This is a genomic window from Pantoea sp. AG1095 (genome assembly GCF_003208415.1).
Classification (GTDB): domain Bacteria; phylum Pseudomonadota; class Gammaproteobacteria; order Enterobacterales; family Enterobacteriaceae; genus Pantoea; species Pantoea leporis.
The window spans coordinates 35239-55782 of the sequence record NZ_QKMJ01000008.1 but is presented as its reverse complement, the minus strand read 5'-3'; the positions used below and the strand labels follow the sequence as shown (position 1 = coordinate 55782).

18 protein-coding genes are annotated in these 20544 nt (G+C 52.6%); 10 read left to right on the top strand and 8 right to left on the bottom strand.

What is annotated here, in order from left to right; translation table 11 throughout:
• Nucleotides 1–5 precede the first annotated feature (5 nt).
• Complete coding sequence (adhP, locus tag DEU53_RS16335; protein WP_110867745.1) at nucleotides 6–1046, top strand: alcohol dehydrogenase AdhP; 1041 nt, start codon at nucleotides 6–8, stop codon at nucleotides 1044–1046.
• Between the two features lie 33 nt (nucleotides 1047–1079).
• On the opposite strand, the gene DEU53_RS16330 is transcribed toward adhP, so the two are convergent.
• From DEU53_RS16330 to DEU53_RS16295, 8 genes are all read right to left on the bottom strand, one after another.
• Nucleotides 1080–2444 carry an MFS transporter gene (locus DEU53_RS16330; RefSeq protein ID WP_110867744.1) on the bottom strand — a complete coding sequence of 455 codons (1365 nt, stop codon included), beginning with the start codon at nucleotides 2442–2444 and terminating at the stop codon, nucleotides 1080–1082.
• Between the two features lie 130 nt (nucleotides 2445–2574).
• Entirely contained in the window at nucleotides 2575–3462 is an 888-nt protein-coding gene (gene cyoE, locus DEU53_RS16325) for a heme o synthase (RefSeq protein WP_008103945.1), read from the bottom strand.
• 11 nt (nucleotides 3463–3473) lie between these two features.
• A complete protein-coding gene (locus DEU53_RS16320) occupies nucleotides 3474–3803 on the bottom strand; it encodes a cytochrome o ubiquinol oxidase subunit IV (protein ID WP_007886986.1) in 330 nt (109 codons plus the stop codon).
• Nucleotides 3803–4417 carry a cytochrome o ubiquinol oxidase subunit III gene (locus tag DEU53_RS16315; RefSeq protein ID WP_007886985.1) on the bottom strand — a complete coding sequence of 205 codons (615 nt, stop codon included), beginning with the start codon at nucleotides 4415–4417 and terminating at the stop codon, nucleotides 3803–3805. The genes DEU53_RS16320 and DEU53_RS16315 overlap by 1 nt, the downstream gene beginning before the upstream one ends.
• Entirely contained in the window at nucleotides 4417–6399 is a 1983-nt protein-coding gene (cyoB, locus tag DEU53_RS16310; protein ID WP_101762427.1) for a cytochrome o ubiquinol oxidase subunit I, read from the bottom strand. Before cyoB ends, DEU53_RS16315 begins: the two co-directional genes overlap by 1 nt.
• A gap of 4 nt (nucleotides 6400–6403) precedes the next feature.
• Complete coding sequence (gene cyoA, locus DEU53_RS16305; RefSeq protein WP_101762426.1) at nucleotides 6404–7330, bottom strand: cytochrome o ubiquinol oxidase subunit II; 927 nt, start codon at nucleotides 7328–7330, stop codon at nucleotides 6404–6406.
• 434 nt (nucleotides 7331–7764) lie between these two features.
• A complete protein-coding gene (ampG, locus tag DEU53_RS16300) occupies nucleotides 7765–9252 on the bottom strand; it encodes a muropeptide MFS transporter AmpG (protein ID WP_110867743.1) in 1488 nt (495 codons plus the stop codon).
• Between the two features lie 54 nt (nucleotides 9253–9306).
• Entirely contained in the window at nucleotides 9307–9885 is a 579-nt protein-coding gene (locus DEU53_RS16295; protein WP_007886975.1) for a lipoprotein, read from the bottom strand.
• Nucleotides 9886–10152: 267 nt separating this feature from the next.
• On the opposite strand from DEU53_RS16295, the gene bolA reads away from it, so the two are divergent.
• From bolA to DEU53_RS16250, 9 genes are all read left to right on the top strand, one after another.
• Nucleotides 10153–10467: a transcriptional regulator BolA gene (gene bolA, locus DEU53_RS16290; RefSeq protein ID WP_008103937.1), complete on the top strand. Its 315-nt coding sequence runs from the start codon at nucleotides 10153–10155 to the stop codon at nucleotides 10465–10467.
• Between the two features lie 302 nt (nucleotides 10468–10769).
• The gene (tig, locus tag DEU53_RS16285; RefSeq protein WP_110867742.1) at nucleotides 10770–12074 is read left to right on the top strand and encodes a trigger factor; all 1305 of its coding nucleotides are present in this window, start codon (nucleotides 10770–10772) and stop codon (nucleotides 12072–12074) included.
• Nucleotides 12075–12409: 335 nt separating this feature from the next.
• Complete coding sequence (clpP, locus tag DEU53_RS16280; protein WP_007886971.1) at nucleotides 12410–13033, top strand: ATP-dependent Clp endopeptidase proteolytic subunit ClpP; 624 nt, start codon at nucleotides 12410–12412, stop codon at nucleotides 13031–13033.
• Between the two features lie 129 nt (nucleotides 13034–13162).
• Nucleotides 13163–14434: an ATP-dependent protease ATP-binding subunit ClpX gene (gene clpX / locus DEU53_RS16275; RefSeq protein ID WP_008103932.1), complete on the top strand. Its 1272-nt coding sequence runs from the start codon at nucleotides 13163–13165 to the stop codon at nucleotides 14432–14434.
• Between the two features lie 188 nt (nucleotides 14435–14622).
• Complete coding sequence (gene lon, locus DEU53_RS16270; protein ID WP_101762422.1) at nucleotides 14623–16977, top strand: endopeptidase La; 2355 nt, start codon at nucleotides 14623–14625, stop codon at nucleotides 16975–16977.
• A gap of 213 nt (nucleotides 16978–17190) precedes the next feature.
• Nucleotides 17191–17463 (top strand): nucleoid-associated protein HU-beta, encoded by a 273-nt coding sequence (gene hupB / locus DEU53_RS16265; protein ID WP_036648244.1) that lies wholly within the window; start codon nucleotides 17191–17193, stop codon nucleotides 17461–17463.
• Between the two features lie 237 nt (nucleotides 17464–17700).
• On the top strand, nucleotides 17701–19569 hold the full coding sequence (gene ppiD / locus DEU53_RS16260; protein WP_110867834.1) for a peptidylprolyl isomerase: 1869 nt from the start codon (nucleotides 17701–17703) through the stop codon (nucleotides 19567–19569).
• A gap of 140 nt (nucleotides 19570–19709) precedes the next feature.
• Nucleotides 19710–20033 (top strand): ComEA family DNA-binding protein, encoded by a 324-nt coding sequence (locus tag DEU53_RS16255; RefSeq protein WP_101762421.1) that lies wholly within the window; start codon nucleotides 19710–19712, stop codon nucleotides 20031–20033.
• 102 nt (nucleotides 20034–20135) lie between these two features.
• Entirely contained in the window at nucleotides 20136–20543 is a 408-nt protein-coding gene (locus tag DEU53_RS16250) for a thioesterase family protein (protein ID WP_110867741.1), read from the top strand.
• Nucleotide 20544 lies beyond the last annotated feature (1 nt).

Genomic DNA, 20544 nt, shown 5'->3' with positions numbered 1-20544 from the left:
GAAAGATGAATATGCAAATCAAAACCACCATGAAAGCCGCTGTTGTGAAGGCTTTTGGTGAACCGTTAGTGATTGAGCAGGTGCCGGTGCCGCAGGTCGGGCCGGGGCAGATTTTAGTGAAAATTGCGGCTACCGGCGTGTGCCATACCGATCTTCACGCGGCCGAAGGCGACTGGCCGATTAAACCCAATCCGCCGTTTATTCCGGGCCACGAAGGTGTGGGCCAGGTTGTGGCGCTCGGCGAGGGCGTTAAGCACCTGAAAATGGGCGATCGCGTCGGTGTGCCATGGCTCTATTCGGCGTGCGGTCACTGCGAACACTGTCTCGATAGCTGGGAAACGCTGTGTCTGTCGCAGCAAAATGCCGGTTACTCAGTGAATGGCAGCTTCGCGGAATACTGCCTCGCCGATGCCAACTATGTCGGCATCATTCCAGATAACGTCGATTACAACGAAATCGCGCCGATCCTCTGTGCCGGCGTCACCGTGTATAAAGGGCTGAAAATGACCGACACCAAACCCGGCGATTGGGTGGTGATTTCCGGTATTGGCGGTTTAGGGCATATGGCGGTGCAGTACGCGGTTGCCATGGGTCTGAACGTGGCGGCGGTGGATATTGATGATGAGAAACTGACGTTCGCTAAACGTCTCGGTGCCAGCGTGGTGGCGAATGCGAAAAATGTCGATCCGGCCAAGGTGTTCCAGGAGAGTTTTGGCGGTGCGCATGGCGTGCTGGTCACGGCGGTTTCACCAAAAGCGTTCGAACAGGCGATTGGTACGCTGCGTCGTGGCGGCACCATGGTGCTGAACGGTTTGCCGCCGGGCAAATTCGATCTGTCGATTTTCGATATGGTGTTGGACGGCATTACGGTGCGCGGTTCCATCGTCGGGACGCGCAAAGATCTGCAGGAAGCGCTGGATTTCGCCGGTCGTCACAAGGTGAAAGCCACCGTAGCGGTAGAACCGCTGACTAACATCAACGATATTTTCGCGCGGATGCACGCTGGCAAGATTGAAGGGCGCATCGTGGTGGATATGTCGCTGTAACAAAAAGCCCGACGCGATGGTCGGGCTGGTCATTTAGCAGCTGGCGAGCAGCGCTTCGAGTTCGACGCGGCTCGTCACTTTACTGTCGATTTTGATGTAAGCACTTTTCTCTTCTGGCACGATAAACACCGACGCCACGCCGGGCTGCGCTTTCAAACGCTTCTCCAGATTCGGCACCGCCAGCACCGCATCGCTGAGCATAATGCGCAGGCTGCTGACGTAAGGCGGTTCCTGCATCGACATCGCCACAAACAGCCAGGCAGCCGCGACAATCGCACCGACCAGGAACACGGTTTGAGCATCAACATGACCATAGATCCATCCGCCCATGCTGCCGCCAATCGCCACACCAATGAACTGGCTGGTGGAGTAGATGCCCATCGCGGTGCCTTTGTAGCCCGGCGGCGACTCTTTGCTGATCAGTGATGGCAGAATCGCTTCCATCAGGTTGAAGGCGAGGAAGAACAGCTGCACACCAATCACCAGCGTCCAGAAGTGGCCTGCCGCGCCCCACAATACGATTTCTGCAATGATGATGATCGCCACGCAGCCGACAAACACGCGCTTCATGCGGCGCTTCACTTCGGCATAGATAATGAAAGGCACCACGGCAACAAAGGCCACCAACATCGTCACCAGATAGACTTTCCAGTGCTCGGCCGCCGGTAAACCGGCTTGTTCAAACTGTCCCGGCAGCGCCACGAAGCTCGACATCAGCAGAATGTGCAGGCAGAGAATGCCGATATTCAGTTTTAACAGTTTTGGATTGGTCAACACCGCGCGGATACTGCCTTTCACCATGCCGGATTCGCGGTTCAATACGTGGTTTGGTGCGTTCGGCACCACTAATAAGGTGATGACGATGCCCAGCGTCGCGAGGATGGCGATCATCCAGAACAGCGCGTGCAAACCGAGTGCGTGGGTGACAATCGGGCCAATTACCATCGCAATGGCAAAGGTGACGCCAAAGCTGATGCCGATAAACGCCATCGCCTTGGTGCGGTTTTGTTCGCGGGTTAAATCTGACAGCAACGCCATTACCGCGGCGGCAATCGCGCCGGAGCCTTGTAACGCGCGGCCTAAAATCACGCCCCAAATGGTGTCGGAGGTGGCGGCGATAACGCTGCCGAAAACGAACAGCAGCAGCCCGCCAACGATCAGCGGCTTTCGGCCGACGCGATCGGAGAGCAGACCAAAAGGAATCTGGAAGATGGCTTGTGCCAAACCGTAGATACCGATTGCGAAACCAATCAGTGTTTCACTGGCGCCCTGTAACGCCATCCCGTACGTGGTGAGTACCGGCAAGACCATAAACATTCCCAACATGCGCAGGGAAAAAACGGTACCTAAACCCCATGTAGCACGAAGCTCTACTGGCGTCATTTTATTGTCGTTCATGTTTACCTCAAAATTATACTGCGCCCATTTTAGGCAGCAGGGCAGGGCGGGTAAAACATTTGTTCTTAAGCAGTGGTAACAAAAAGAAAGGGCGCGAAATTCGCGCCCTTTCTGGTTTTGCGGAGCTGAATTACCAGACGTAAGTCAGTAAATCTTTCGACGCTGGCGTCATGAAATCAACGGACATCATCACGCTCAGAGCGGTGATAGCGACAATCGAGAACACAAACAGTTTACGCGCCCAAACTTTATCGTTTGAGGTTTTGTAACCTGAAAGCGCCATGCCGAGCCACCACACGCTAACGGCCGCAGCCACCACCAGATATTTGTAGCCCGCGTAACCGCCAAGGGTCAGCATCAGCGTGGCAATCATGAACGCCAGGATATATAGCGTAATATGATTTTTTGCCACCGAAATGCCTTTCACCACTGGCAGAACCGGGATGTTGGCAGCCTGGTAATCTTTAAAGCGGAAGATGGCAATCGCATAGGAGTGCGGCATCTGCCACAGGCTAAAGATAGCCAGTAAAATCAACGCGCCAGCATCAAACTGGTTGGTCACTGCACAGTAGCCAATCACCGGCGGCGCAGCGCCAGAGAGACTACCAATCAGCGTGCCGTAGACAGAGTTACGCTTCATATAGAGGCTATAAACGCCTACGTAAACCACGAAGCCCATCACCGCCAGCCACATGGCCAGCGGGTTAGCGCCGAAATACAGCAACGCAAAGCCAGCAATACCCAATGCGGTTGCATAAACCAGGCTTACTTTCGCCGAGATCAGGCCTTTGACCAGAACACGGTTCCGCGTTCTCTCCATTTTGATGTCGATATCGCGGTCAATCACGTTGTTGAAAACACAACCTGATGCGACAACCAGCGATACGCCAACCAGCGAGGCGAGAAACAGGGTGTAATCAATGCTGCCTTTCGAAGCCAGCAGGAATCCACCGATCACAGAAATTAAATTGCCGAAAATAATTCCTGGTTTTGTTACTTGCAGGTATTGCTTAATCATTACGCGACTCTTTAGTGGGCCATCATGTTGTAGTTGAGGTTCCACATAATCCACAGTGAGCCTACGACAACAATCAAGATGATGAGTGCTGAGAAGACAATGGCCACCATGTTCCAGCCACCTTCTGATTTGCTGTCTAAGTGCAGGAAGTAGACTAGGTGAACCAGCACCTGAACTACCGCACACACCAGAACCACACCCAGAATAGTGCCGTGTGAAGCGCCGCCATCCATGACCATCCAGAACGGAATACCGGTCAGGATGATAGAGAGGACGAAGCCGATCATGTAAGACTTCACGCTACCGTGAGAAGCGCCATGTTCGTTAACAGAATGACTCATTACATGGCTCCCATCAGGTAGACAACGGTGAATACGCAGATCCAAACCACATCCAGGAAGTGCCAGAACAAGCTCAGGCACATGATACGGGTGCGGTTGGTTGCAGTCAGACCACGTTTAGAAATCTGGAACATCATCACTGCCATCCAGATCAGGCCAGAGGTCACGTGCAGACCGTGCGTGCCGACCAGCGTAAAGAACGCTGACAGGAAGCCGCTGCGATCAGGACCGAAGCCTTCTTTGATCAGGTGATGGAATTCATAGATTTCCATGCCGATAAAGCCAGCACCGAACAGGAAGGTCAACGCTAACCAGCTGATGACCGAGCCCTTGTTCTGGTTGTTCATCGCAATCACTGCCATACCATAGGTAATGGAGCTGAGCAGCAGCAGCGCGGTTTCGACCAGAACGAACGGCAGTTCGAAGATGTCTTTACCTGCCGGGCCACCGGCAGTGTTATTGACCATAACTGCATAGGTCGCAAACAGGGTTGCGAAGATAATGCAGTCACTCATCAGGTAGATCCAGAAGCCAAAGACTTTATTGGCTCCTGCATCGTGATGCCCATGCTCCGCATGGGCGTCGTGGTGGTGTTTTGCAGTTTCAGTTGACATTATTTCAGACCTGCTTTGCTGATTTCGTCAAAGTGCTTCTTCTCGATCTGCTCGACTTCAGCAACCGGTACGTAGTAATCCACGTCTTCATCGAAGCTCTTCACAATCCAGGTGATGATGGTGCCCACGAAGGTGAGGCCAGCCAGCCACCAGATATGCCAGATCATGGCGAAACCGAACACAGTCATCAGAGCCGCGATAACAACAGCTGCGCCACTGTTTTTCGGCATATGAATTTCTTCATATTTTTCTGGCTGCTTGTACGCTTCGCCTTTCTCTTTCATTTCCCAGAACGCATCGCGCTCATGGATATGCGGGATAACAGCAAAGTTGTAGAACGGCGGCGGTGAAGAGGTTGCCCACTCCAGCGTACGTCCACCCCACGGGTCACCGGTCAGATCACGGTTCTGGTCGCGATCACGTACAGAAACGTAGAACTGGGTAACCTGGCACAGGATACCGCAAGCGATCAGCGCCGCACCGCCTGCTGCAACCACCAGCAGGGAGTGGAACTGAGGATCGATGTCCTGGCTGATACGACGCGTCATGCCCATGAAGCCCAGCGCATACAGCGGCATGAATGCCACGAAGAAGCCGATGATCCAGAACCAGAACGCGCGGATACCCCATTTTTCATTCAGCGTGAAGCCGAACGCTTTCGGGAACCAGTAGGTCACGCCAGCCATACAACCGAACACCACACCACCGATAATCACGTTATGGAAGTGCGCGATCAGGAACAGGCTGTTGTGCAGAATGAAGTCCGCACCTGGAACCGCTAGCAGAACACCTGTCATACCACCAATAGAGAAGGTAACCAGGAAGCCGATGGTCCACAGCATCGCTGAGTGGAACTCAACGCGACCCTGATACATGGTGAACAGCCAGTTGAAGATTTTCACGCCGGTCGGGATAGCGATGATCATCGTCATGATACCGAAGAAGGCGTTTACGTTCGCGCCCGCACCCATGGTGAAGAAGTGGTGCAGCCAAACAATGAACGACAGAACGGTAATCGCGATGGTCGCCCACACCAGAGAGGTGTAACCGAACAGACGCTTTTTAGAGAAGGTCGCCGTGACTTCAGCGAAGACACCAAACACCGGCAGAACCAGGATGTACACTTCCGGGTGACCCCAGACCCAAATCAGGTTGACGTACATCATCATGTTACCGCCCATTTCATTGGTGAAGAAATGGAAGCCAAGGTAACGGTCAAGCGTCAACAGTGCCAGCGTAACGGTCAGTACCGGGAACGCAGCGATGATCAGGACGTTAGTACACAGTGATGCCCAGGTGAATACCGGCATTTTGAACAGGTCCATGCCCGGCGCACGCATCTTCAGAATGGTCACGAAGAAGTTGATACCGGTCAGTGTCGTACCGATACCGGACAGCTGGAGACTCCAGATCCAGTAATCGACCCCGACGCCAGGACTGTACTCCGCACCCGAAAGCGGCGGATAAGCCAACCAGCCGGTCTGTGCGAACTCGCCCACACCCAGAGAGATGTTCACCAGGATCACACCGATCGCGGTAAACCAGAAGCTCAGGTTGTTCAGGAACGGGAAGGCAACGTCACGAGCACCGATTTGCAGCGGTACCGCGATGTTCATCAGACCTACCACGAACGGCATCGCCACGAAGAAGATCATGATCACGCCGTGAGCGGTGAAGATCTGGTCGTAGTGGTGCGGCGGTAGTATGCCGGCTTCCCCAGCGGAAGCCATCACTTGTTGGGTACGCATCATTACCGCATCGGCAAAGCCGCGCAGCAACATGACGAAAGCCATGATGATGTACATGATACCCAGTTTTTTGTGGTCAATGGAGGTGAACCATTCTGACCACAGGTACTGCCACTTACCAAAGTAGGTAATCGCAGCAACCAGCGCCAGACCACCTAAGATGATAGCGGCGACCGTAACCACGATAATGGGTTCGTGGTATGGCACTGCATCCAGTGTTAATTTTCCGAACATCGTATTATTCCTCGGCTCCCGCGGAAGCGGCGTGACTCATGTCCATGCCTTTATGTTCTGGCATGTCCATCTTCCCGTGGCTCATCATGAACTTATCAATCACTTGCTTGAACAGTTCTGGATTTGCCGTTGAGAAATATTCCACCGGGTGATTTTCGCTTGGCGTAGCCAATTTCTCGAAATCATCCATGGTGTTCAGCGCGTTAGGTGCCGCTTTAACTTTGGCAACCCACTGCTGGAATTCCGCATCGTCTTTAGTTGCAATGGCTTTGAACTTCATGCCAGAGAAACCACGACCACTGAAGTTCGCAGAGATACCGTCAAATGTTCCTGGCTCGTTGGCGATCAGATGCAATTTGGTCTGCATACCGGCCATCGCATAGATCTGGCTGCCGAGAGTAGGAATAAAGAAGGAGTTCATCACGGAGTTGGAGGTGATCTTGAAGTTCACCGGAGTGTTTGCCGGGAAGGCAATCTGGTTGACGGTTGCAATACCCTGTTCCGGGTAAATGAACAGCCATTTCCAGTCCAGTGCCACTACGTCGATCTCAACCGGTTTAACGTCAGAAACCAGCGGTTTGCTCGGCTCCAGCGCGTGGGTTGATTTCCAGGTCAAAACGCCGAGGAAGATAATGATCAGGATCGGAATGGTCCAGACCACGGCTTCCACTTTGTTTGAGTGTGACCAGTTAGGGCTATAAGTTGCGTTAGTATTGGTTGCCCGATATTTCCAGGCAAAGAATACTGCCATGAAGACTGCCGGGATAACTACGATCATCATCAAGCCGAAAGCTGTCAGAATCAACGAACGTTGCTCCAGTGCAATCTGTCCTTTGGGATTTAACAACGCACTATCGCAGCCACTGAGTAATACAGCGCCTGCAATTAATGACAAAATCCCCAAACTTTTATTGTATTTACTGAGTCTCATTTAACGACCTCAATGACAAAGGGCTCTATTGTCGTTTAAGTGTGCGCGCATTTTACGGGAAGGTTTATGCAGTGTAAACCAGCTTAAGGATGTGTCAGAAGGCTGTTGACACCTTTTGCTAAGGGTGTCACAGATGTTACGCAGGGTGACAAATTATTAACTGCGACAAGCAGTTGGCATCAATATAACAAAAACCAATGGTAGAAACCGCAGAAAAATCAGGGGAAGTATAAACCGTACTCTTAATACTCATTTATTTAACATTTCTGCATCATTTCGGCGATGACTTTTATACAAAGTAATTGCGCACCGGATTTAAATATTCGCTCGCAGTTGTTAATTTAATGTTTCTAATTCGCTTTAAAAAAAATGCTATTGGGAAAATGAGCAACTGATATTTTTACCCCATTATTTCGTTATGAAAATTGGCTTACTCAACCCAGATTTTCCCGCGCCGCTTTTTTTAATGCCAAACTATCCAAAATAACACCGAGTGCGACCGCCAACAGCGCAAATGCCATGCCGGCTTCAAACATTGGCGTAAGTAGCGCATTAATCTGCACAACGCCGCTAGCGTTAAGGGCTAAGGCCAGCAACCACAAGGCCAGCAAGCCGCAGCCGATGCTAAACAGACGCACCGTCCAGCGGTAACCTTGCGGCCACAAGCTGCGCATCACAAACTCCCCGCTTTGCTGCATGCTATGCAAAGTGCCGCGACACAGCCATAACAGCAGTAATCCCGGTACGCCAGCAAACACGGTGAAAGCATAGAAGGTGGGCCAGCCCCACATTTCGACCAGCCAACCGGCGGCGGGACCGACGTAAACGCGGCCCACGGCGGAGAGGGCAGAGAGCAGTGCGAACTGCGTCGCCGAGAAGGATTTGTTGCACAATGTCATCAGCAACGCGACAAAGGCCGCGGTGCCCATGCCACCGCACAGGTTTTCAATGAAGACCGCGCTGGCCATGCTCCACAAGTGCGGTGGCGTTACCGCCAGCAACCAGTAAGCAAAATTCGACACCGCTTGCAGCACGCCAAAAATCATCAGGGCGCGGAACAAACTCAGGCGCTGCATCAGCACGCCGCCATACAGCGCACCAATAATGGTGGCCAACAAACCCAGCGTTTTGTTCACCAGGCCGACATCGCCCGCGCTAAAGCCGACGCCGCGAATCAGGAAGGTGGTGGTGAGCGAGGCGGCAAATGCATCGCCAAGCTTGTAAAGGATAATTAGCGTGATCAGCAGCCAGGCATTGTTGCGCTGGAAGAAGTCTTTCAGCGGGAATGTCACGGCCTGGCGTAGCGAGTGTGGTTCGCGCGCCGGCGCCACCGGTTCTTTCGCCAGCAACGTGGCGATCAGGCCCGGCACCATCAGCAACGCCATCAGCCAGTAAGTGGCTTGCCAGCCGAGATAGCGATCCGCAATCCACAGCGCCAGTCCGCCTGAAATCAACATCGCCAGACGATAGCCCAGCACGGTGATTGCCGCGCCGCTGCCGCGCTCCTCCGGCGGCAGCACATCGGTTTTCCAGGCATCGAACACGATATCCTGCGAAGCCGAACAGAAGGCAACCAGCACCGCCAGCGCGGCCAACAGCGTTAAGTCACGCGAAGGCTGCATAAAGCCCATGGCAATAATGCCGCCTATCAGCGCCAGCTGCGTGACCAGCAGCCAGCCGCGACGGCGGCCAAGAAACGGTGGCGTATAGCGATCCATCATCGGCGACCATAGGAACTTAAACACGTAAGCCTGACCGACAAGGGAGAAGAAACCGATGGTTTTCAGGTCAACATTCTCTACCGTCATCCACGCTTGTAACGTCCCGGCGGTTAACGCCAGCGGTAAGCCTGAGGCAAAACCCAGCAGCAGCAATACCGCCGCATTACGTTGGGTAAAAATACGCAGATAGTGAGATGTCATAGCCAACCTGAAATGAAGCCCGGCTGAGAGTCGCCGGGCAAAATACTGCGGAAATTAGCGGGCGTTCTGCTTAATGAAGTTGTGAACGCTGGTGTCCTGCGCCATATCAGCAATCACGTCACTCAGGGTTGAGTTAACCGCGTTGGTGATCTTCGCGTTGGTGGCGGTAAACGCGCCTTCTACGCTGTAAGTCTGGCGATAGTTTTTCACCTGCTTGTTACCGTTTTTCGCGGTGGCGATGATGGAGATATCCGCCTTGGTGGTAATGCTGTAGCGCACGTTGCCTTGGGTCACATCCGCATACAGACCATTCACCACGATCTGCAGATCAACGGCACCGCTTGGGCCGATCATGTAGCCGCGTGACGTCATCTGCTTCTCTAACACTTCCTGCAGCAGGAAACGCAGGTCGCGTGATGGTGTCAGCGTGATCAACTGACCATCGCGGTTTACTTTGGCCAGCGCCTGATCGGAACGTTGATCGGCACCGTTAACGCTGATGGTGACGCCCATCAGGCTTGGATCTTGCTGCGGTAATTGAATCTTCGGTTGAATATCCAATGTGGTGTTGTTGCTGGCACAGCCGGCCAAAATAAAAGCAGCCAGCAGAGGGAATAACAGTTTTTTCAACATACTCATTCTCGTTAGCATATGGGTTGGTTTGCAAAACTGCGGCCATCATAGCATTGCGCAGCGGTGAAAAAAGCCCCGGGCCAATGGAAATTGATTGTAAAGGCTTTTTTCGGACAGGATGAAACGCCAGCCAGTTGACCTGAGAGATAAGCGAGTTACTATGCGCAGCGCTGGCGGATTTATTTACGGTCAACCTGCGGAAGCGGTGAAAAACCTACTAATATTTAAACAGATGGGCACAGCGCTCGCCGGAAAGGAGTGTTAATCATGATTCGCGAACAAATAGAAGAAAAGTTGCGTAACGCTTTCGAGCCTGCACATCTTGAAGTGCATGATGAAAGCTACCGTCATAACGTGCCCGCCGGTTCTGAAAGTCACTTTAAAGTGGTGATTGTCAGCGATCGATTTACCGGTCAGCGCTTTCTGCAACGTCATCGCGCTATTTATGGCGAACTGGCGACCGAATTAGCGGGCAGCGTACACGCGCTGGCACTGCATACCTACACGCAAAAAGAGTGGGATGGATTACAGGATACGGTTTTGGCCTCGCCGAATTGTCGCGGCGCGGGAACGCTCGCCTGAATTCCCTTTTTACTCATCCTTAAAAACGGCCTGCGGGCCGTTTTCTTTTCATTTATTACACTCAAACGCGATCTACGGCGCAAAAAAGCAGCAAAACCGCTAAAAAGTGGTGAGTTTGCAGCCTCGACTCATTCCAGCGATGCCGCTATAATGCTGCGTCTATTTTTCCGGAATGTCTTCGGGACGCTTCTGGTGACAGGGATTTGGTTCTGCCTGCAGAGGCCGTCCCGGTTGTTGGATACGGCGCATTTTATGTGTGGTGTCTGAAGTTGACCGAGCACGTGATTTTTTGAGGTAACAAGATGACAGTTTCAGTAGAAACCACTCAGGGTCTGGGCCGTCGCATTTCGATTACTGTTGCAGCTGACAGCATCGAAAGCGCAGTGAAGAAAGAACTGGTGGAAGTGGCTAAGAAAGTCCGTATCGACGGTTTCCGTAAAGGCAAAGTGCCGGCACACATCATTTCTCAGCGCTACGGTGCTTCTGTTCGCCAGGACGTGCTGGGCGAGCTGATGACGCGCAACTTCGTTGACGCCATCATCAAAGAGAAAATCAATCCGGCTGGCGCACCAAACTATGTGCCGGGCGAATATAAAGAAGGCGAAGACTTCACCTACGCGGTTGAGTTCGAAGTGTATCCAGAAGTTGAGCTGAAAGGCCTGGACGCAATCGAAGTTGAGAAGCCAGTGGTAGAAGTAACTGACGCTGACGTTGATACCATGCTGGAAACCCTGCAGAAGCAGCAGGCGACCTGGAAAGAGAGCGATGCCGCAGCGACAGCTGAAGATCGCGCGACCATCGACTTCAGCGGTTCTGTTGACGGCGAAGAGTTTGAAGGCGGCAAAGCCTCTGACTTCGTGCTGGCAATGGGCCAGGGCCGTATGATCCCAGGCTTCGAAGAGGGCGTTGTTGGCCACAAAGCCGGCGAAACCTTCACTATCGACGTGAAATTCCCAGACGATTACCATGCAGAAAACCTGAAAGGGAAAGATGCGAAGTTCGACATCGTGCTGAAGAAAGTTGAAACTCGCGAACTGCCAGAGCTGACTGAAGAGTTCATCAAGCGCTTTGGCGTGGAAGATGGTTCAGTTGCCGGTCTGCGTGCTGAAGTGCGTAAGAACATGGATCGCGAGCTGAAAGGTGCTATCCGTAACCGCGTCAAGACGCAGGCAATCGACGGTCTGGTTAACGCCAACGACATCGATGTTCCGGTTGCGCTGATCGACAGCGAAATTGACGTTCTGCGTCGTCAGGCTGCACAGCGTTTTGGTGGCAACGAGAAGCAAGCGCTGGAACTGCCACGCGAACTGTTCGAAGAGCAGGCTAAACGTCGCGTCGTTGTGGGTCTGCTGCTGGGCGAAGTGATTCGTATCAACGAACTGCAGGCTGACGAAGAACGCGTTAAAACGCTGATCGAAGAGATGGCCTCTGCGTACGAAGATCCGCAGGAAGTGATCGAGTTCTACAGCAAGAACAGCGAGCTGATGAACAACATGCGCAACGTGGCTCTGGAAGAGCAAGCGGTTGAAGCGGTACTGGCGAAAGCGAAAGTGACCGATAAAGCCACCAACTTCCAGGAACTGATGAACCAGACCTCTGCGGCCTGATTCATTCGTTAACCGTTAGTGCTAAGCCCGTGACTGAAAAGTCGCGGGCTTTTTCGTTTCTGGCGCCAAATACACCGATTTGCCCTCTATTTGCTTAATTAATCGGCAAATTATCCGCTAAGCTCTTTTTCCGTGTTAGCGAATGGGCAAAAGGTTGTTATGCTTGAAACAACTGGGCAGCATCCCCAGATACAGGGAGAATGCATGAAAACAGTGAGACTGACTGATTAACCGTCTTGTTACTGCGGAGTGAGACTGCAGCGCATAGTTTTCCCGGCGCGCCTCACGTAAAATCGGTACAGAATGTTGCCAATGAAATTTATCAGGAGACGGTAATGTCATACAGTGGCGATCGTGAATTTACTGCACCGCACATGGCGCTGGTGCCAATGGTGGTCGAACAAACCTCGCGCGGCGAGCGTTCTTACGACATCTACTCTCGCCTGCTCAAAGAGCGTGTGATCTTCCTGACTGGTCAGGTTGAAGATCATATGGCTAACCTGATCGTGGCGCAGATGCTGTTTCTGGAAGCTGAGAATCCTGAAAAAGACATTTATCTCTACATTAACTCGCCAGGCGGCGTGATTACTGCTGGGATGTCGATTTATGACACAATGAAGTTTATCAAGCCGGATGTCAGCACCATCTGTATGGGTCAGGCTTGTTCAATGGGTGCGTTCCTGCTGACAGCAGGCACCAAAGGTAAACGCTTCTGCCTGCCTAATTCACGTGTGATGATTCATCAGCCGTTGGGCGGCTATCAGGGCCAGGCGACGGATATCGAAATCCATGCGCGCGAAATCCTGAAAGTGAAGCAGCGCATGAATGAGCTGATGGCTGAGCACACTGGCAAATCGCTGGAAGAGATTGAACGCGACACTGAGCGCGATCGTTTCCTCTCCGCGGGTGAGGCGGTTGAATACGGTTTGGTTGACTCAATCCTGACGCATCGCCAATAAGACACATCTGTCTGCCCCTTACGCTATAGTTAACGGGGAGCAGGCAGATGGGTTGAATGCATATCGGCCGTTGATGTACGGCCAGCGCCGTACAACAAATTTGGTCTGAGAAAGAAAAGAGGTTAGCTGATGACAGATAAGCGCAAAGACGGTTCAGGTAAGTTGCTGTACTGCTCTTTCTGCGGCAAAAGCCAGCATGAAGTCCGTAAGCTAATTGCCGGGCCGTCAGTGTACATTTGCGATGAATGCGTTGATCTTTGCAACGACATCATTCGCGAAGAGATTAAGGAAGTTGCGCCGCACCGCGAGCGTAGCTCACTGCCGACGCCGCATGAAATCCGCCATCACCTTGATGACTATGTTATTGGTCAGGAAAGGGCGAAGAAAGTGCTGGCAGTAGCGGTGTATAACCACTACAAACGCCTGCGCAATGGCGATACCAGCAACGGTATTGAACTGGGCAAAAGTAACATTTTGCTGATCGGTCCAACCGGTAGCGGTAAAACACTGTTGGCCGAAACGCTGGCGCGCTTGCTGGATGTGCCCTTCACGATGGCGGATGCCACCACGCTGACCGAAGCGGGTTATGTGGGTGAAGACGTTGAAAACATCATCCAGAAGCTGCTGCAGAAGTGTGATTACGACGTGCAGAAAGCGCAGCGCGGCATTGTCTACATCGATGAAATCGACAAGATTTCTCGTAAGTCTGACAACCCGTCGATCACCCGTGACGTCTCGGGCGAAGGCGTACAGCAAGCGCTGTTGAAACTGATTGAAGGCACCGTGGCTGCCGTACCGCCGCAGGGCGGACGTAAACATCCGCAGCAGGAGTTCTTGCAGGTTGATACCTCCAAGATTCTGTTTATCTGTGGTGGCGCATTCGCCGGTCTCGACAAGGTGATCTCCCAGCGTGTTGAAACCGGGTCCGGCATCGGCTTCGGTGCAACCGTGAAGGGCAAATCCCAGAAGGCGAGTGAAGGCGAATTGCTGTCTCAGGTTGAGCCAGAAGATTTGATCAAGTTTGGCCTGATTCCTGAGTTCATCGGTCGTTTGCCGGTTGTGGCAACGCTGAGCGAACTGAGTGAAGAAGCGCTGATTCAGATCCTGCGTGAGCCGAAGAATGCGCTGACCAAACAGTATCAGGCGCTGTTCAATCTGGAAGGCGTAGAACTGGAATTCCGCGACGAAGCCTTAACGGCAATCGCTAAAAAAGCGATGTCACGTAAAACCGGTGCGCGTGGTCTGCGTTCTATCGTTGAAGGTGCGTTACTTGAAACTATGTACGACCTGCCTTCGATGGATGACGTTGAAAAAGTGGTGATTGATGAATCAGTCATTGAAGGTCAATCCGAGCCGATGTTGATTTATGGAAAGCATGAAGCCCAGGCTTCTGGTGAATAAATAAACAATTGCACCACGTTGTTATCTTAAAAAAGGGGAAAAATCTTTCCCCTTTTGTTTTTCTCTCGCCAGTGACATTGAATGTCGTACAAGCATCCCCATATACTCAATATCCTGTGGGTTTAACTGCAAAACCTCTATTGCACGGTACCCATCACCTGGCGGACATTAAACTAAGAGAGAGCTCTATGAATCCTGAGCGTTCTGAACGCATTGAAATCCCCGTGTTGCCGTTGCGCGACGTGGTGGTTTATCCGCACATGGTAATTCCGTTGTTTGTTGGCCGGGAAAAATCGATTCGGTGCCTCGAAGCCGCGATGGATCATGATAAAAAGATCATGCTGGTTGCACAGAAAGAGGCTTCAACGGATGAACCTGGCATTAACGATCTCTTCTCAGTAGGGACCGTCGCTTCTGTATTGCAGATGCTGAAACTTCCAGACGGCACGGTAAAAGTGCTGGTCGAAGGTTTACAACGCGCGCACATCACCACGCTGGCTGATAATGGCGACCATTTTGTTGCCCAGGCCGAATACCTTGTCTCGCCAGAAATTGAAGAGCGCGAGCAGGAAGTGCTGGTGCGCACGGCCATCAACCAGTTCGAAGGCTACATCAAGCTCAATAAAAAAATCCCACCTGAGGTCTTAACCTCCCTCAACAGCATCGACGATGCGGCCCGTCTGGCCGATACCGTCGCAGCGCATATGCCGCTGAAACTGGCTGACAAACAGTCCGTGCTGGAGATGTCCGACGTCAATGAACGTCTGGAATATCTGATGGCGATGATGGAATCAGAAATCGATCTGCTGCAGGTTGAGAAGCGCATTCGCAACCGCGTTAAAAAGCAGATGGAAAAAAGCCAGCGTGAGTACTATCTGAATGAGCAAATGAAAGCCATTCAGAAAGAGCTGGGCGAAATGGATGATGCGCCGGATGAGTACGAGGCGCTGAAACGTAAGATTGAAGCGGCCAAAATGCCGACCGAAGCGCGTGAAAAAGCCGAAGCTGAGCTGCAGAAGCTGAAGATGATGTCGCCGATGTCTGCAGAAGCGACCGTGGTGCGTGGCTACATCGACTGGATGGTTCAGGTTCCGTGGGTGGCGCGCAGCAAGGTGAAAAAAGACCTGCGTAAAGCGCAGGAAACGCTGGATATCGACCATTACGGTCTGGAGCGCGTCAAAGATCGCATCCTTGAGTATCTTGCGGTGCAGAGTCGCGTTAGCAAAATCAAAGGCCCAATTCTCTGCCTCGTTGGACCGCCGGGCGTGGGTAAAACCTCGCTGGGACAGTCGATTGCTAAGGCCACCGGACGTAAATACGTGCGTATGGCGCTGGGTGGCGTGCGTGATGAAGCGGAAATCCGCGGACATCGTCGTACCTACATCGGTTCTATGCCTGGCAAGCTGATCCAGAAAATGGCGAAAGTGGGCGTCAAAAACCCGCTGTTCCTGCTGGATGAGATCGACAAAATGTCTTCTGACATGCGTGGCGATCCGGCTTCAGCGCTGCTTGAGGTGCTGGATCCTGAGCAGAACATCGCGTTTAACGATCACTATCTGGAAGTGGATTACGATCTCTCTGACGTTATGTTCGTGGCGACCTCAAACTCCATGAACATCCCAGCACCGTTGCTTGACCGTATGGAAGTGATTCGTCTCTCCGGTTACACCGAAGATGAAAAGCTGAACATCGCGAAGCAACATTTGCTGCCGAAGCAGATTGAACGTAATGCGCTGAAAGAGAAAGAGATCACCGTCGACGACAGCGCGATTGTTGGCATCATCCGCTACTACACGCGTGAAGCGGGCGTGCGTAGTCTGGAGCGCGAACTCTCCAAGCTGTGCCGTAAAGCAGTGAAGGCGCTGCTGATGGATAAGTCGAAAAAGCACATCGTGATCAATGGCGATAATCTCAAGGATTTCCTTGGCGTGCAGCGCTTTGATTATGGTCGCGCAGAGAGCGAAAGCCGTGTGGGTCAGGTGACCGGCCTGGCGTGGACGGAAGTGGGCGGCGATCTGTTGACCATTGAAACCGCCTGCGTACCAGGTAAAGGCAAGCTGACGTACACCGGGTCGCTGGGCGAAGTGATGCAGGAATCGATTCAGGCCGCGCTGACTGTGGTGCGCGCGCGTGCAGAGAAACTGGGCATCAACGGTGATTTCTACGAGAAACGCGACATCCACGTGCACGTACCAGAAGGTGCGACGCCGAAAGATGGCCCGAGCGCCGGTATCGCTATGTGCACCGCGCTAGTGTCTTGCTTAACCGGTAACCCGGTGCGCTCTGATGTTGCAATGACCGGTGAAATCACCCTGCGTGGTCTGGTTCTGCCGATTGGTGGCCTGAAAGAGAAGTTGCTGGCGGCACACCGTGGCGGCATCAAAACCGTGCTGATCCCGGACGAAAACAAGCGCGATCTGGAGGATATTCCCCAGAACGTGATTGCCGATCTCGAGATTCATCCGGTGAAGCGTATTGAAGAAGTGCTGAACCTGGCACTGGAAAATGCGCCTTACGGCATGCAGGTTGCGACCGCAAAATAGTGATTAGCGGCATAAACCGCTAAAAAGCGAAGCTGGCAGGCAAAATGGTGCTTGCCAGCTTTTTTTTGTGCCGCTAACTTAGTGGGCTGCTGGATCAACGATTAAGATGAATACCGTTGTTTCAGCTCCACAGGCTTGATATAACTGGCTGCGCGTTCGCACCGGGCGGGAAGCACGGGTGCGATGTGAATAATAAAAGAGGGGATGAAGAGAGTGAATAAGTCACAGTTGATCGACAAAATTGCTGCAGATGCTGACATTTCTAAAGCGGCAGCGGGACGTGTTTTAGATGCATTCATGGACTCCGTTACCGAAGCTCTGAAGGGCGGTGATGAAGTAGCACTGGTTGGTTTCGGTACTTTCTCTGTACGTGAGCGTGCAGCTCGTACAGGCCGTAACCCACAAACGGGTAAAGAGCTGACCATTCCGGCTGGTAAAGTTCCGGGCTTCCGTGCTGGTAAAGCACTGAAAGATTCCGTCAATTAATGACCGCTGATACATCCATTGAAGCATTTTCTTCCGTGGATTGAGGACGTAAAAGCCGTTCTCATGTAACATACGGGCACATCATTTTTGATGTGCCTTTTTTATTCTTGATGCGCGGCGATAGCCTTTGGTTGTTGTCTCCGCATGGTTGCCAACTGCCAGCCTGAACAGCAGTTGCACGATGATGACATCGTGTTAGAGCTTTACATTCACACTACAGCGGAGTGTTGTCATACCATGATGGACAATTTACGCGCGGCGTCGAATCATGTCGTGCTCAAGATTATTCTGGGATTGATCATCCTGTCTTTCGTACTCACCGGGGTGGGCAACTACCTGATCGGTGGCGGCGGTGATTATGCTGCCAAAGTTAACGGCCACGAGATCAGCCGTGCAGAGCTGGAGCAGGGTTATAACAACGAGCGCAATCGTCAGCAGCAGATGCTGGGCGATCAGTTCTCGCAGTTAGCCAGCAACGAAGGCTACATGCAGCAGATGCGCCAGCAGGCGCTGTCGCAGTTGATCGATCAGGCGTTACTTGATCAGTACATCAAAGATCTGCACATCGGCATCAGCGATGATCAGGTGAAACAGGCGATCTTCAATCAGAAAGCTTTCCAGACCAACGGTAAATTCGACAACGCCAAATACAGCGGCCTGATCACCAGCATGGGCTTCACTGCCGATCAGTATGCCGAAGCGCTACGCAAGCAGCTGGCGACGCAGCAGCTGATTAACGCAATTGCTAACACCGATTTCATGCTAAAAGGCGAAACCAGCAAGCTGGTGGATCTGGTGTCTCAGCAGCGTGAAGTGCGTCAGGCGGTGATTGATGTCAACGCGCTGGCGGCTAAGCAGACGGTCAGCGACGACGAAGTCAGCCAATATTACCAGCAGCATCAGAATAGCTTCATGGCGCCTGAACAGTTCCGCGTGAGCTACATCAAAATGGATGCCGCTAGCATGCAGGAAACGGCCAGCGAAGCGGACATTCAGAGCTGGTACGATCAACATAAAGCGGATTATTCACAGCCACAGCGTAATCGCTACAGCGTAATCCAGACCAGGACGGAAGCTGACGCTAATGCCGTGGTTGACGCGCTGAAGAAAGGCGAAGATTTCGCTGCGCTGGCAAAAAGCAAATCCATCGACCCAATCTCAGCCCGCAAAGGCGGTGACATGGGTTGGCTGGAGCCGAGCACTACGCCAGACGAGCTGAAAAACGCCAATCTGACGCAGAAAGGCCAGCTTTCCGGCGCTATCAAATCGTCGGTTGGCTTCCTGGTGGTGCGTCTGGATGATATCCAGCCGGAGCAGGTTAAGCCGTTGGCCGATGTTCATGACATCGTTGCCGATAAAGTGAAACAAGAGAAAGCGGTTGATGCCTTCTACAAAATTCAGCAGAAAGTCAGCGAAGCAGCCAGCAACGACAACGAATCGTTGGCGGGCGCCGCGCAGGCTTCCGGCTTGAAAGTGGTAGAAACCAATTGGATCACCCGCGATAACCTGCCAGACGAGTTGAATTTCGATCAGGTTAAACAGGCGATCTTCAACGGTGGTCTGGTGGGCCAGAATGGTGCGCCGGGTAACAACTCCGACATCATCTCTGTGGATGGCGATCGTGCCTTTGTCTTGCGTATCAGCGAGCACAAACCGGAAGCGGTGAAGCCGCTGGATCAGGTAAAAGCGCAGATCGTAGATTCGCTGAAGCATGATAAAGCGACACAGCAGGCGAAAGCACAAGCAGACAAGCTGCTGGCCGATTTGAAAGCCGGTAAAGCGGATGCACTGAAGGCTGCAGGCCTGACGCTCAGCGCCAGCAAATCGTTCGATCGCAACGCGCAGGATCCTGTTGCTCAGTCGGCCTTCAATCTGCCACAACCTGCCGACAATAAACCGTCGTGGGGCGTGAGCGAAGATATGCAGGGCAATGTGGTGCTGATCGCGCTGGATAAAGTCAGCGCGGGCAACATGCCGCAGGCGCAGATCGATGAGATGGTAAAAGGCGTAACGCAGAATAACGCGCAAATCGCCTTTGAAGCGCTGCTGGAAAACCTGCGTAAAGAGGCGAAGATTAAGTACGGCGCCGCAGCACAAAACCAGTAAGCCTCACAAAAAAAGTTAAATCACTGCAATACCCGAAAGGCCGCTTATGCGGCCTTTTCCATTTCTGAAATTGCCCTTTTGAGCGTTGAATTGTGCTGTGACACCCTGCTGTTGCTGTCAAACACAAGGAGAAACACAGCATGGTTAAATCAACGTTTCAAGCCCTATGCATTACGCTGGCGCTGGGCGGCGCAGTTTATACCACCGGACTGGCGGCTGCCGAAAGTCCCAGTGAAACGCAGGCGACGCAAGTCTCCACGCCACAGGAAGGACAGGTCAGCATCAATTCAGCCACCGCCGAACAACTGGCGGCTGGTATGAACGGTATCGGGCTGAAGAAGGCGCAGGCGATTGTCAGTTATCGCGAACAATACGGGCCCTTTACCGCCATTGAACAGCTCAAGGAGGTGCCGGGCATTGGTAGCGCCCTGATTGAGCGCAACAGCGCCCGGCTTAAACTGTGAAGCGTCTCGCGACTTTGAAGGATTGAAAAAGCCCGGATTCAGGCTGTGCTATGCTCAACAGGTCTTACCAGTTGTCATTCTCAGCCTGAACAAGGAGCAACAATGCAAACCACAATTAAAGTGCGCGGTTATCATCTGGATGTTTATCAGCACGTGAATAACGCGCGCTATCTGGAATTTCTGGAAGAGGCGCGCTGGCAGTGGCTGGAGGATGTCGATGCGTTTCATTGGCTGATGGAGCAGCAACTGGCGTTTGTGGTGGTGAATATCAACATCAACTATCGTCGTCCGGCGGTATTGGGCGACGTATTGAATATTGAAAGTGAAGTGTCACAGCTCAGCGGTAAAAGTGGCATCATTGCGCAGCGTGTCTTGCTGGCCAGTGATAATTCGGTGGTGGCCGATGCCGCGCTGACCTTTGTCTGTATCGATTTGCGCACGCAAAAAGCGGTACCGATGGAAGGGGAGTTGCGCGAGCGTCTGATATCATTGATGGTGGAAAATGAATAAC